12 protein-coding genes and 1 pseudogene are annotated in these 12,661 nt (G+C 71.2%); 10 read left to right on the plus strand and 3 right to left on the minus strand.

The window, feature by feature from the left end; translation table 11 throughout:
* The first annotated feature begins 21 nt into the window (after positions 1-21).
* A complete protein-coding gene (locus Q9R33_RS07390) occupies positions 22-684 on the plus strand; it encodes a TetR family transcriptional regulator C-terminal domain-containing protein (RefSeq protein WP_311293327.1) in 663 nt (220 codons plus the stop codon).
* A gap of 523 nt (positions 685-1,207) precedes the next feature.
* A complete protein-coding gene (locus Q9R33_RS07395) occupies positions 1,208-2,485 on the plus strand; it encodes a nucleotide disphospho-sugar-binding domain-containing protein (RefSeq protein ID WP_311293328.1) in 1,278 nt (425 codons plus the stop codon).
* An 11-nt stretch (positions 2,486-2,496) separates the two neighbouring features.
* Here the strand turns inward: Q9R33_RS07395 and Q9R33_RS07400 are convergent, their stop codons facing one another.
* The gene (locus Q9R33_RS07400; RefSeq protein ID WP_311293329.1) at positions 2,497-4,167 is read right to left on the minus strand and encodes a DEAD/DEAH box helicase; all 1,671 of its coding nucleotides are present in this window, start codon (positions 4,165-4,167) and stop codon (positions 2,497-2,499) included.
* Positions 4,168-4,442: 275 nt separating this feature from the next.
* Here Q9R33_RS07400 and Q9R33_RS20470 point away from each other — a divergent pair.
* From Q9R33_RS20470 to Q9R33_RS07410, 3 genes and pseudogenes are all read left to right on the plus strand, one after another.
* Positions 4,443-5,195, plus strand: a pseudogene (locus tag Q9R33_RS20470) (hypothetical protein); the annotation flags it as partial.
* A gap of 143 nt (positions 5,196-5,338) precedes the next feature.
* Entirely contained in the window at positions 5,339-5,959 is a 621-nt protein-coding gene (locus tag Q9R33_RS07405) for an antibiotic biosynthesis monooxygenase (protein WP_235560079.1), read from the plus strand.
* Positions 5,960-6,027: 68 nt separating this feature from the next.
* Positions 6,028-7,113 carry a DUF998 domain-containing protein gene (locus tag Q9R33_RS07410; RefSeq protein ID WP_056364902.1) on the plus strand — a complete coding sequence of 362 codons (1,086 nt, stop codon included), beginning with the start codon at positions 6,028-6,030 and terminating at the stop codon, positions 7,111-7,113.
* A gap of 6 nt (positions 7,114-7,119) precedes the next feature.
* Here the strand turns inward: Q9R33_RS07410 and Q9R33_RS07415 are convergent, their stop codons facing one another.
* Positions 7,120-7,926 carry a hypothetical protein gene (locus Q9R33_RS07415; protein ID WP_311293330.1) on the minus strand — a complete coding sequence of 269 codons (807 nt, stop codon included), beginning with the start codon at positions 7,924-7,926 and terminating at the stop codon, positions 7,120-7,122.
* 102 nt (positions 7,927-8,028) lie between these two features.
* Here Q9R33_RS07415 and Q9R33_RS07420 point away from each other — a divergent pair, with 102 nt between their 5' ends.
* Positions 8,029-8,832 (plus strand): MBL fold metallo-hydrolase, encoded by an 804-nt coding sequence (locus tag Q9R33_RS07420; RefSeq protein WP_311293331.1) that lies wholly within the window; start codon positions 8,029-8,031, stop codon positions 8,830-8,832.
* Between the two features lie 6 nt (positions 8,833-8,838).
* Here the strand turns inward: Q9R33_RS07420 and Q9R33_RS07425 are convergent, their stop codons facing one another.
* Positions 8,839-9,579 carry a hypothetical protein gene (locus tag Q9R33_RS07425; protein ID WP_311293332.1) on the minus strand — a complete coding sequence of 247 codons (741 nt, stop codon included), beginning with the start codon at positions 9,577-9,579 and terminating at the stop codon, positions 8,839-8,841.
* Positions 9,580-9,734: 155 nt separating this feature from the next.
* Here Q9R33_RS07425 and Q9R33_RS07430 point away from each other — a divergent pair, with 155 nt between their 5' ends.
* The 4 genes from Q9R33_RS07430 (at position 9,735) to Q9R33_RS07445 (ending at position 12,642) form a co-directional block, all read left to right on the plus strand.
* Positions 9,735-10,886: a hypothetical protein gene (locus Q9R33_RS07430; protein WP_311293333.1), complete on the plus strand. Its 1,152-nt coding sequence runs from the start codon at positions 9,735-9,737 to the stop codon at positions 10,884-10,886.
* A gap of 70 nt (positions 10,887-10,956) precedes the next feature.
* Positions 10,957-11,451 carry a hypothetical protein gene (locus tag Q9R33_RS07435; RefSeq protein WP_310244702.1) on the plus strand — a complete coding sequence of 165 codons (495 nt, stop codon included), beginning with the start codon at positions 10,957-10,959 and terminating at the stop codon, positions 11,449-11,451.
* A gap of 30 nt (positions 11,452-11,481) precedes the next feature.
* The gene (locus tag Q9R33_RS07440; protein ID WP_311293583.1) at positions 11,482-12,021 is read left to right on the plus strand and encodes a DUF6578 domain-containing protein; all 540 of its coding nucleotides are present in this window, start codon (positions 11,482-11,484) and stop codon (positions 12,019-12,021) included.
* Positions 12,022-12,114: 93 nt separating this feature from the next.
* Positions 12,115-12,642, plus strand: a complete 528-nt coding sequence (locus Q9R33_RS07445) for a hypothetical protein (protein ID WP_311293334.1) — start codon at positions 12,115-12,117, stop codon at positions 12,640-12,642.
* Positions 12,643-12,661: the final 19 nt, after the last annotated feature.

The raw sequence follows: 12,661 nt of genomic DNA on the forward strand, positions 1-12,661 counted from the left end.
ATCGTACGGTAATCTCGACGTGTGACACAAGCCCCCATCGACCGACGCCGCCTCCGAGGCGACGAGTCGCGGCGCGCCGTGCTGTCACACGCGGTCGACACGGCGACGGTCGACGGCCTGGACGGCCTGACGATCGGGCGGCTGGCGGATGCCTCGGGCCACAGCAAGAGCGGCATCGCGACGCTGTTCGGCTCGAAGGAGCAGCTGCAGCTCGCCGTCGTGGCGGCCGCGCGTGAGGTCTTCATCGACCGCGTCGTCGCGCCGGCCCGCGCCCGCACCCCCCGCGGCCTGATCCGCGTGTGCACACTGCTGGGCGACTGGCTGGACTACTCCCGCGATCGCGTGTTCCGCGGCGGATGCTTCTTCGCCGCGACCTCCGTGGAGTTCGATGCGAAGCCGGGCGTCGTCCGCGACGCGATCGTCACGGCGTCGAGCGAGTGGGAGGACTACCTCACCGCGAGCATCGAGCACGCGATGGCCGCCGGCGAGCTGCCCCTCCTCGATGACGCGCGCCAGCTCACGTTCGAGATGGTGTCCTTCCTCGAGGCGGCGAACACCCGCTCGCTGCTCCACACGAGCGAGGAGCCCTACCGCCGTGCCGAGGTCGCACTCCGCGCGCGCCTCACGTCCCTCGGCGGCGACCCCGAACTCATCGCCTCGATCGGCGCCGCGCCCGCCGCCTGACCCCCCGCCCGACGCGCCGAGGTGGTGGCCGCATGCGCCGCCGAAGCACGGGGTTCCCGCCGAAACAGCGGCGCCCTGCCCCCGGCCTCGGCCGAAGCCCCCAGGTTCGCCGACACCCCGACGCGCGCGACCGCGCCCGCGACCCCCGCGGTCTCGCTCCCCACCCCGTCCTCATCTGAGGATCAGAGCCGAGATGCGGACCGACGCGCCGCAGCCGGGCCTCACGTCGGCCCACAACCTCAAATGAGGAGCGGACGCTGCGCCCCTGGGGCCGGCCCGCACTCGACCTCTTGTCCTCATCTGAGGATCAGAGCCGAGATGCGGGCCAACGCGCCGCCGCCGGGCCTCACGTCGGCCCACAACCTCAAATGAGGAGCGGATGGCCGGGAGTAGCGAGGTGGGTGAGGTTCGCGCCGCCGTCGACGAACGGGCGCTTTCAGAGCGGCCTGCGCCTCGCCGGTCTCGGCCTCGACGGCGCGCCGAGGCCCTGGTGCGTCTCCCCGGGTTGCGACACGATGTCCCAATGGCCCGATTCCTGGTGACGGCCATGCCATTCACCGGGCATGTCCTCCCGCTGCGCGCGGTCGCCCAGGCGCTCGTCGCACGCGGCCACGACGTGCGCTTCTACACCGGAAGCGCGTTCCGCGAGGGGATCGAGGCATGCGGAGCAGTCCACGTGCCCTGGCGCGAGGCGCCGGACTTCGACGAGAACGATCTGCGCGCGACGTTCCCCCGGCTCGAAGGCCGCAAGGGTCTCAGGCAGGTCTTCGCGAACCTCGAAGACGTCATGATCGACACCGCCCCCGCTCAGGTCGCCGATCTGCAGGCCGAGTGGGACCGCGAGCCCTGGGACGCGATCGCGACCGACGACACCTCCATCGGCGCCGCCCTCTTCGCCGACCGGTCCGGCTGCCCCCGTGCCACGATCGTCGTGCTGCCGCTCCACCTCTCGAGCGGGCAGGGTCCGCCGAGCGGCATGGGACTCACGCCGGGCCGCAATCCGATCACGAAGACACGGGATGCTGCGCTCCGAGGCATCGCGCCGCTCGCGATGCGGCCTCTCACCAAGCCCATCGTGCGCGCGCGGGTCGCGGTCGGGCTGCCCGCGACGCCTCTCACCTTCGAGCAGACGGCGCTGTCGGACCGGCGCATCCTCGCGAGCGGATCGCCCCTGCTCGACTTCGGCCGCACCGACCGGCCCGCGCACCTCGACTTCGTCGGTCTGCTCGCGGCCCCGCCCACCGTGCCCGGCGATCTGCCCGGGTGGTGGGGCGATCTCGAGGGCCGCACTGTGGTCCACGTCACGCAGGGCACGCAGAACATCGACCCCACCGACCTCATCCGCCCCGCGGTCGACGCCCTCGCAGCCCGCGACGTGCTCGTCGTCGTATCGACCGGTGTGCGCGGCCGCGACGAGCTCCCGTTCCCCGTTCCGGCGAACGCGCGGATCGCCGGATACCTCCCTTACGACGCACTCCTTCCCCGCACCGCCGTCGTGATCACCAACGGCGGCTGGGGCGGCACGCTCACCGCGCTGAGCCACGGCATCCCGCTCGTCATCGCGGGTGGCGACCTCGACAAGCCCGAGATCGCGGCACGCGTCGCGTGGGCCGGCGCGGGAGTCAACCTCCGAACGGGCACGCCCACCTCGGCGCAGGTCGCGGCAGGCTTCGAGCGCGCCTCGACGGACACCGCGATGAGGGATGCCGCCACCCGCGTCGCCGCCGAACTCAGGTCGCTCGGTGGAGCGCCGCGCGCGGCCGAGCTGCTCGAAGGGTTCGCGGCCCGGTCGGGGCGGTGAGCGACGTGACGTCAGCGCCCGGCGAGCTCCTCGAGCAGGTCGTCGCCGGGGCGCACCTCGTCGAACGGCGCCTCGATGTCGGCCCGGTCGAGCAGGTCGGCGAGCCGCTCGCGGCGCGCGCGCGTCACCAACGTGACGACGGTGCCCGAGCGTCCCGCGCGGCCCGTGCGGCCCGAACGGTGCAGGTACGTCTTGTACTCGTCGGGCGCGTCCGCCTGCACCACGAGATCGATGTCGTCGACGTGGATGCCGCGGGCCGCGACATCCGTCGCGACCAGCACGTCGATGCGACCCGACGTGAGCTTCTCGAGGTTGCGCGTGCGGCGGGCCTGGTCGAGGTCGCCGTGGAGGGCGAGCGCTCGGATGCCCACGTCGTCCAGCTGGTCGGCAAGCATCTCGGCGAACGCGCGCGTGCGCGTGAAGACGAGCGTCTTGCCGCTGCGATCGACCAGCGTGCGCAGGATGTCGCGCTTGTCGCGATGGTCGACCACGAGCACACGATGATCGATGGTGCCGGTGCGCTGGGTCTCGCCGGCGATCTCGTACACCGCCGGCTCGCTGAGGAACTCCTTCACCAGCGACGTCACCTCGCCGTCGAGCGTCGCCGAGAACAGCAGGCGCTGCGCGTCGCGGGACGTGCGGCGCATGATGCGCTGCACCGGCTCGAGGAAGCCCAGGTCGCACATGTGGTCGGCCTCGTCGAGCACCGCGACGCGCACCTGCGAGAGGTCGAGAGCGCGCGACTCCACGAGGTCTTCGATGCGCCCCGGCGTGCCGATGACGATGTCGATGCCTCGCTTGAGCGCGCCGAGCTGACGCGCCTTGGGCACGCCACCGTAGATCTGCGTCGTGAAGAGGCCGACGCTGCGGGCGATCGGCTGGACCGTCGCGTCGATCTGCAGCGCGAGCTCGCGCGTCGGCGCGAGGATCAGGGCGCGCGGCGCACGGCCGAACTCGCGCTTCTCCCGCGCCTGCGATCGCAGCACGCTCTCGACGAGCGGCGCACCGAACGCGATGGTCTTGCCGGATCCGGTGCGGCCGCGCGCCAGCACATCGCGACCGGCGAGGATCGCCGGGATCGTCGCCGCCTGGATGGGGAACGGTTGCTGCGCCCCCAGCTCGGCGATCGTCTTGACGATGTTCTGTCCCAGGCCGAGATCGGCGAACGTCACGCCCCCGACCTCGGCGGGTGCGACCGCCGCGGCCTCGAGCCGCTCGTGCACGACATCGCGGCGGCCCGGCTCCTCCCGGCGCGGAGCGCTGTCCCGCCGCGGAGCGGCATCCCGCCTCACACCGGCGTCCCGCCGCGCACCGTCGTCGCGGCGAGGTGGAGTGTCCCGGCGCTGCGCCTCGCCGCGCACCGGATCACGACGGTCGTCCCGGTCACGCCCCGGTCGCCCGCGGTCGTCCCGCGAGTGCGTGCGGATCGCCCGCGACTCATCCCGGCCTGCGCGCTCCTGCTCGGTCCAGCGGCGCTTCGGCGCCGTGGCGTCCGTGGATTCGGTGCGGTGTCCGCGGTGCCCGACGCTGCGGCTTCCCGCCTTGCCCGCCGACGATTCGCCGGGCCGGCGCTTGCCGTCCTGCGCGTCGCGGCCCTCGCTCGCCGCACGGTACTTCGGGTTGTACCGGGGGTCGAAGTTCTTCGCCGCGCGACCGCCGCCGGGCTTCTTGTTCTTGGGCATCCGGCTCCTCCAGGTGCGGGTCCGCGGCACCCGCGCGCCGTCCACGCGGCGCGGCGCGTGAACCGGCCCGTCCAGCGTACCGGGCACGATGCCTACACCACGGAATCGCTGTATACCACCGACCAGCGCTTTCTCGGCTCTGCGGGATACAGTTTCGGTATGCGGTTCGCCGCTGAACTGGGGAATTGCCGTCTTGACCAACGGACCCCGGACCGGGGGTTCTTTGGGGGGATATCCGGCTTCGGGGACGCCGTGCAGAACCGATCGTGAGTCGAATGCCTCCCACGACCCTTTCCGACGCTCCACCGGTCACCGTCTCGCCGTCGCGCGCGACGGCCGCCGTCAGCGCGTCGACGCTCACCCGCGTAGACCCCCGACCCGCCGTGGCGCGGGTGCTCTCGCACGCCGCGACGAGCGCCCCCACGGACGCAGCATCCCTTTCGGCGACGACCACCACCGCCGTCGCAGCCACCGCCGCAGCCACCGCCGTCACGACCACCACCGTCGCCACGACCCCGACCCGACCCGCGGCGCCGAAGACCGACAACGGATACCTCGCACATCGCATCGGCCGGCTCGCCGTGCTGTCGCTCCCGGTCGGGGTCGCCGTCGCGATCCTGACGACGCGCGACACCACGTGGTGGCAGCTCCACTTCTCGCAGCTCGGCACCCACACCGACTTCTCGGGCCGCACCTTCAACAGCATCACGATCTTCTCCGGCTTCTTCCTCGCGGCGTACGGCGTGCTGATCGCGGTGGCGCTGCCCCGCGGCATCCGTCGTCGTGCGTCACGCGCGTTCCGCGGATCGATCGTGTCGGCGGGACTGTTCCTCACCGGCGTCGGACTCGTCCCGATCCCGGTGAGCCCGGTAGGGCACGACGTCATCGCCACCGCGCTCGGGCTGTCGTTCGTCTCGACCGTCGCGACGGGACTTGCAATTCCCGGTCGCAGTCGCCGATTCCGCCGGGCGACCATGCTGTGCGTCGCGCTCCTCGCGACGGGCATGGGCGTGCTCACCGCCGGCTTCATCACTCTCGCGCTCTTCGAGTTCGTCGCCTTCGTGACGATGGGCTTCTGGCTGCTGTCGCTGCCGCGCGCCCTCTCCTACGCACCCGCGCCCGCACCCGTCCCGGTGACCACCACCGCTCCGGCGTCCGCAGAATGGATGGCATGGCAGAACCCGTGGCCCATCCCATCACCGTCGCGATCGAACGGCGCATCGATCCCTCCCGCACCGTCGAAGCCACGAGCTGGATGCAAGCCGGCACCGATCTCGCCGCGGGCTTCGCGGGTTTCCTCGGCTCAGGCTGGGTACGTGCGGGCGAAGGCAGCGACCTCTGGTACATGCTCTACCGCTTCCGCGACATCCCGACCCTCGAAGCCTGGGAGGACTCACCGCAGCGGTCATGGTGGCTCGACTCCGGCCGCGCCTTCGCGAGCGAAGTCAGGGTCGAACGACGCACCGGCATCGAGGGATGGTTCGACGCCCCGTTCGCCACGCACGTCGAGTCGAGGCATCCGAGTCACGCGACTTCACCGGTCACCGGCCCGGTGCAGCAGCCCATCCCGGCCGCTCCGCCGCGCTGGAAGCAGGCCGTCACGATCTGGCTCGGCTTCTTCCCCACGAACCTCCTCGCGTCGTGGCTTCTCGGGTTCGTCCCGGGCTTCGCGGAGTGGCCGCTGATCGCCCGCGTGCTCCTCTCGACGGTGCTGCTCACCCCCGTCATGACGTACGCGGTGCTCCCGTGGGTGACACGGATGCTGCGCCCCTGGCTCCAGCGCGGCGCTTGACGAATCTGTGACCGAATCTTCCTGCGCCGATCACCCTCGACGTTCTCACGCGGTCGTACTCTGACCTCGTGAGCACTGTGAACACCTCGCCGGTGCCGGACGCCGCTCCCCCGACGCCCGGTCGCAAAGCCGAGTCCGAGGCGGTCTACGCCGCGTTCGCCGCCGGCATCGTCGGCGCGGTCTACGGCCTCCTCGTGGGGATCCTCGCCCCCGACGTGCAGCTGGGCGGCCAGGCCGATTCGCTCGCATTCTGGGCGGCCTGCGGCGCCGCGGTGGTCGCCGCCGTCGCCTCCACCGTCGAGTACTGGCGCTCCCGCAACCGCCCGGGCCAGCAGTGGCGGCAGTCGCTGCCGTCGTGGAAGTACATCGTCAACACCATCTCGGTCGTCATCGTGCACACGGCGCTGGCCTTCGTCGCCGTGTACGCGCTGGGACGCGTGCTCGCGATGGGGTTCATCGGGCTGCCCATCATCACGTTCTGGGCGGTCGTGCTGATGGCGATCACGCTCGGCCTCACGACCTGGTTCGTGTACCTCTCCGTGTCGGCGATGACGACGCAGCGCATGTCGTCGCTGCTGCTCACGTTCATCGCGATCGGCACGCTCACCGCCATGGTGACCACGCCCGACCCGACCTGGTGGACGCTCCACTTCAGCCAGCTCGGCACCTTCGAAGACGACCTCTCGAGCTGGGTTTTCAACGGCACCCTCATCGCCGCGGGCCTGCTCGTGACGACGTTCGCCGTCTACGTCGCCAACGACATGCGCGAACTCACCGAGGCGGGTGTCCTCCAGAACCCGCGCGGAATGCGCATCGTCCCGGTGCTCTTCGTCATCATGGGCATCATGCTCGCGTGCGTGGGCATCTTCCCCGTCGACGTGAACATGCCGGCGCACAACCTGTCGGCCTCCGGCATGGCCGTGATGTACCTGGTGCTGCTCATCGGCGGTCCACGGTTCCTTCGGGGGATGCCGCGGACCTACTTCGTCGCGTCGTGGACGTTCCTCGCGGCGATGGTGGTCTCGGTGATCCTCTTCATCCCCGCGGTCGGGTACTTCTCGCTCACCGCGTTCGAGATCATCGTGTTCGCGCTGATCTTCGGCTGGATCGCGGTCTTCATCCGCTTCCTGGGCGTCGCCGGCCGCAAGGACTGACGCGGGTCAGGACTCGCTGGGCGCCAGGAAGACGCCGATGCGGCTGCCGTCGAAGACGAACTGCAGGGCGCTGTCGGAGGGGAAGCGGTCGCGGAGCTGCTGCGGCGCGTTGCTGTCGACGACGAACTGGACGGTGGCGGGGAACGCGCCCGCGCCGCAGCCGCTGTACATGGTCCCCGACATCGACCACGAGTTCGTGTCGGCGTCGAGCTCGGGCATCTGCTCGGTCGCCACCACGGCGAAGCAGTCGGTGCCGAGAGCGCCGGTGTAGCCGCCGGTGCTCTCGAACAGGGTGAGTCCGTAGTACTCGAAGGCCATCGAGCTCGGGCCGGCGCCGAACCAGCCGGCCGGGACCTCGATGAACGGATCGGGCTCGAGCGTGTCGACCTGCGTCGCACCGCTGGAGGCATCGACCGGCGGCGCGGACGTCAGCGAATACGTGAGCCCTGCGGCCAGGGCCGCTGCGCCGACCACGGAGAGCGCCCAGAGCGCCACGGACCGGCTCGACAGGCGACGGGGCCTTCGGGGCAGGGCGGATGCCGGCATGTCCGACTCGGTCTCGCTCGACTCGGCGATGGCGAAGAGCTCGGCGCCGTCGTCGGCGGGCGGCAGCACCCGCGCCTCCGCGGGTGCGGGCTCGACGTGGGCCTGCCCCTCGGACGGCTCGTCCGGCACCGCGGCGTCCGGCGCATCGCGGCTCGCCTCCAGCTCGCGGAGCCGCTGCAGTGCGGCGGGATCCTGCTCGATGTCGGCGGAGGGGCCATAGGCGCGAGCACGCAGTGTGCGCAGCTCGTCGAGGGTCGCGGCATCCATCTCGTGCATCGTCTCACGCCGCGGGCCGCGGGCTGGATCGCGGGTCCGGTGCGGGACTAGCGTCTTCCTCGAACGATCGCACACCACCTGCGGAGGCATCCGATGCTGAATCACGTCGCCGAGGGTGTTCTCACCCACGAGAGCGAGTTCATCCAGACCCAGGCCACGGTCGTGCAGGGGCGCGACGGCGTGCTCCTGGTCGACCCGGGCATCACGCGCGCTGAGATGGCGGACCTCGCGCACGACCTCCGCGAGCTCGGCCGGCCGGTCGTGGCGGCCTTCTCGACGCACCCCGACTGGGACCACGTGCTGTGGCACCCCGATCTCGGCGACGCGCCGCGCTACGGCACAGCCCGGGGCGCAGCATCCATCCGCGAAGTGCTGTCGATGGCGGACTGGAAGGAGCAGATCGCCGAGGGACTGCCGCCGGAGTACGCCGACGACATCCCGATGGAGCTGCTCGGCCACATCACGGGCCTCCCCGAGGGGACCACGCACCTCCCCTGGGACGGCCCGGCCGTGCGCGTCCTCGAACATCGCGCGCACGCGCCTGGGCACGCCGCACTGCTCGTCGAAGGAAGCGGCGTCCTCGTCGCGGGCGACATGCTCTCCGACATTCTCATGCCGTTCCTCGATCTGCAGGCCGATGATCCGATCGGCGACTACCTCGCCGCGCTCGACCTGTTCGAGAGTGTCGCCGACGACGTCGCCGCCGTCGTCCCCGGGCACGGCTCCGTCGGCGGCGCCGGCGAGCTGCGCCCCCGCATCGCCCAGGACCGCGCGTATGTCGAGGCCCTCCGCGACGGCCGCGCCCCCGACGACCCGCGCATCGGCCCGTCCGCCCCGCTGGACTGGCTCGTCGACGTTCACGACTGGCAGGTGCAGGCGATCGCCGAGCGCCGCTGACGGCGCTCAGCCGGCGGGAGGGCGGACGAAGACGTCCACCGTGTTCTCACGGAATCGGAAGTCGACGTTGCTCCCGTCGGGCAGCCAATGCCCGAACTCGTCCGCTTCCCGCGCGACGCTCAGGGTCAGTGCGACCTCCGTGCCCGGCGGGGCGCACTTGATGGAGAACCTGCCGCTCGCGGCGAGGTCCCAGACGATGAAGCAGACCTTTCCCGCGTGATCCTCGACCGACCACACGCGCACGTCGTGGTACAGCTCGAATCGGTGCAGCGTCGAGGCAACCGGCCCCCTGCCCTGGGCGCTCAGCACGCGGATGATGTCGCTGTCCGCCTCGACGGCGACCTGCTGCAGCGTCGCATCGGGACGTGGCACGAGATTCCACACGGCAGCCGCGAGGGCGCCGACGAGGACAGTCGCTCCGACGACAGCCCACGCACGTCGCGGCGGCCGCCGGGCGGGGGCCGGTCGCGTGTCGCCCGTCGGCGCCGCGGGCGCGGCTGCCGGGACGGGCGCGGCGCCGACAGCCGATCCACCGGTTCGCACCGCGGTGGCAGCGGCCAGGTGGGCAGCCTCCAGCTCGACGAGCCGGGCCATCGCCGCCGGGTCCGCCTCGATGTCGGCGTCCGGGCCGTACGCCCGCGCGCGCAGCTCGTCGAGCTCGCGTTCGGGGTCTGACGGGCGCGGGCTTCCTGCCGTGAGCTCGAGCGACTCGGGGCCGGAGTCTTGTGCGGAGGACGATCCATCCACAGCCTCAACGTACCCCCGCGCCCTCGCGGAAGGGGCGACGCTCTTGATGACGGATGCTGCGGGCCTCAGCATCCGTGTCCCCTCAGGTCTGCCTGACGGATGGTCGCGCATCGCGGCACCGCCCGAAGGGGCCGCGATGGGTGGACAATCAAGCCATGGCACGCGGCGCGTGGACGCAGGAAGCACGCCTCGAAGCTGCCGCGGTACGGGTCGAGAAGCAGCTGCACCGTGACGGAGTGGTCGAAGCGCGACGCTTCGCGGTGCGCACCGAGGCCCGGGCGATCGTCGTCGCGGCTCTCGCTTTCGGCATCGGCCTGGCCGCCGGAGCCCTGGGGTTCTGGGGCCGTGCCGCACTCGTGTGGGAAGGGGCGTCGGTCGGCGCGGCAGGCATCGTGGTCGCAGCATCCGTCACGCTCGCGGCCGCGTCGGTGAGCTATCGCCTGGCCGCCCGCGATCCGCGGCAGGCGTGGCTGAAAGGCGTCACGCGTGCTCGGCGGGCGTGGATGACAGCGGCGGTCGGGGTCTCGCTCGCGGCGGTGTTCGGCATGGTCCAGTGGGTGCTGTTCCAGGCGGCATCGATGATCTGGCCCGGCGCCGCGGTCGACACGCTCACGGCGACGATGATCGTCGCCTTCGTGGCCGGCGGGTGCGGCTACACGGCGTTCGCCCTCGCGGCACACGTCACCGCGACCCGGCTCGTGCTGCTGCTGTTCGCCGTCGTGGCGACCGGGTTCACCGTGAGCGTCGCGACGACGCAGGACGACGAGTGGTACCGGCTCAATTTCAGCGAGCTCGGCGGGAGGGGCGGGATCACCTCCGCGGTGTTCAACGCGACCCTGATCATTGCGGGCGGGGTGACGGCGCTGCTCGCGATGTACCTCTTGACGAGCCTGCAGGCGTGGGCGCGCACCGAATCCCGAGTGACCCGCACGAGGGCCCTCATCGTCTACTTCGTGTTCCTCGCGCTGGCGGCGTGCTTCCTCGGCGCCGCGCTCGTGCCGGTCACGTTCAGCCAGGTCGGCCACAACATCTTCGCCATCGGCATGGCCATCGTCTTCGGGGCCTTCCTGCTCGGCCTGCGCTGGGTGCTGCCGTGCCTGCGCTGGCCGATGATCACGCTCGCGTACGCGGTCGCGGCGGGCATCTTCTTCTCGGCGAGTCTGTTCTGGATCGGGTATTACACCCTCGCCACGCACGAGATGGTCTGCGCGGGCCTCGTGGTCGGATGGCTGCTGCTCTTCACGCGCTCGCTCGCCACGGCAGAGCGCGCGGACTCTGCGGCGGCGGAGACGGATGCTGCCGCCTGACGCAGACGGCACTGGATAGGCTGACGCCAGAACCGGCAGCCGGTTCGCGACCGGCAGCGAGGCGGTGGCAATGCGGGGACCGACGCGAGGCATCGGGGTGGCGCTGATCGCGCTCATGTCGGCGATGCTCACCGCCTGCGCGGGCTCCTCCTCGGGGAGCCGCGCGACGCTTTACGACGGCCTCGACGCGATGGCGGCCGACAGCTCGATCATCGTCATCGGCACCGTGACCGGGCAGCGCGCCGACGCATCGACGACGGTGTCGACGGTCGAGGTGACCAACGCTCCCAGCAATCCTCAGCTGGGAGCCAACCTCGAGGGCGACCTCGCCACGGTCGGCGTCGGCGATGTCATCGATGTCAGACAGGACACCGGACCCGTGCTCACTCAGGGTGACGAATACCTGCTGTTCCTCACGCCCTCCATGCTCCCCGGCGACGCCGCGGAAGATTACTTCATCACCGGCGCCGTGGCCGGACTCTACGAGCGCGACGGCGACGAGTTCCGCCGAGTGGTGCCCGACAGCGGCGACACCCTTCCTGAGACCTTCACGATCGCGGAGTGACGCGGCGCGAGGGTGGGTAGCGTGGCAGGCATGATTCGCGTGTGGCTCACCGACTGGGAATGGGCATGCTGCGGCAACGCATTCGCCGTCGGCGACGAAGTCGACTTCGGTATCCAGGCCCGCACGCCGGACCCGTCCCTCATCGAACTGCTCGGCCAGCCGCTCGCCGCAACGGTGGACGCGATCGAGTCGCACCATGAGGAGGAGTTCGCTGATCGAGTCCGCGGGCGCGTCGTCGCCGTACACGCGGTCACTCACGACGTCGAGGAACGGCAGTCGCTGCGGAGGCCCGGTCACGGCGCGCCGCCGGACGCGGTCCTGCCACCGGAAGGCGAGGAGTGGCCGATGGTCCGGCGCGAACTCGGCGGCGGCGTGTTCGCCGCGTCGCGACCGTCGCGGTTCATGATCGAGAGCATGCCGGTGCCGGACACGGCCGCGCTCGAGCCGGTTCGCGGCGTCCGGCTCGCGCCCGCAGCGGAGGACGCTCCCCCGCCGGCGGTCGGCGACCCGCCACCTGAGCGGGCGACACGCTCCTCCGCCGGATGGCTCGTCGACGTCGAAGATCGCTGACTCGGCGGGTCGCGGCATCCGTCGACGGCGATAGGCTCCCGTTGCCGGTCGAGGACGAGGGAGTGACGGATGAACGCGCGACCACGTGTGGTCATGAGCGTCGTGATTCTCGCCGCAGCACTGACCGTCGCAGGGTGTTCGACAGTTCCCGATCCTCCCGCCGCGGTCGGCGAGAACTACCCGGGCACCTGCATGCCGGCGGAGTTCTCGTGGCCTACCGACTTCCTCGACGCTTTGCCGGGCGAATCGCCCGCGGTCGGCGGGACCATCGTCGGCCTGCGGCTCGAGTACGTCGATTCCGAATGGGTGTGGCGTCTTCGCAGCGTCGACACGAAGGAGGACGGGTTCGGCGAGCGCGTGGACGACCCGAGCTACGGCAAGGAGTCGATCGTCGACGTCAGGACGATGCGAGTGATCGCCTCCCACGAGACAGAGCTCACCGAGGCGGAACAACGGATGCTTGGCACCAGCGCCTTCGCCGCGGCTCAGCTCTCCGGCGAGCAGTGGCCGAGCCCGCTCATCATCGAGATGGCCCGTGTCATGGAGGACGGCACGCCGGCCTGGCGGATCACGACGTGCGACACCGCCACCAACGCGCACTCCGTGCTGACGGTGAACTGACGGCAGGTCGGTCAGCGCC

It is taken from the genome of Microbacterium sp. PRC9, from assembly GCF_031844125.1.
Classification (GTDB): Bacteria; Actinomycetota; Actinomycetes; order Actinomycetales; family Microbacteriaceae; genus Microbacterium.

Excerpts from the sequence above, each read along its gene's own strand:
- Q9R33_RS07395 (WP_311293328.1), top strand. The coding sequence starts at position 1,208 with ATGGCCCGATTCCTGGTGACGGCCATGCCATTCACCGGGCATGTCCTC.
- Q9R33_RS07400 (WP_311293329.1), bottom strand. The coding sequence starts at position 4,167 with ATGCCCAAGAACAAGAAGCCCGGCGGCGGTCGCGCGGCGAAGAACTTC.
- Q9R33_RS07405 (WP_235560079.1), top strand. The coding sequence starts at position 5,339 with ATGGCAGAACCCGTGGCCCATCCCATCACCGTCGCGATCGAACGGCGC.
- Q9R33_RS07415 (WP_311293330.1), bottom strand. The coding sequence starts at position 7,926 with ATGGATGCCGCGACCCTCGACGAGCTGCGCACACTGCGTGCTCGCGCC.
- Q9R33_RS07420 (WP_311293331.1), top strand. The coding sequence starts at position 8,029 with ATGCTGAATCACGTCGCCGAGGGTGTTCTCACCCACGAGAGCGAGTTC.
- Q9R33_RS07430 (WP_311293333.1), top strand. The coding sequence starts at position 9,735 with ATGGCACGCGGCGCGTGGACGCAGGAAGCACGCCTCGAAGCTGCCGCG.
- Q9R33_RS07435 (WP_310244702.1), top strand. The coding sequence starts at position 10,957 with ATGCGGGGACCGACGCGAGGCATCGGGGTGGCGCTGATCGCGCTCATG.
- Q9R33_RS07440 (WP_311293583.1), top strand. The coding sequence starts at position 11,482 with ATGATTCGCGTGTGGCTCACCGACTGGGAATGGGCATGCTGCGGCAAC.
- Q9R33_RS07445 (WP_311293334.1), top strand. The coding sequence starts at position 12,115 with ATGAGCGTCGTGATTCTCGCCGCAGCACTGACCGTCGCAGGGTGTTCG.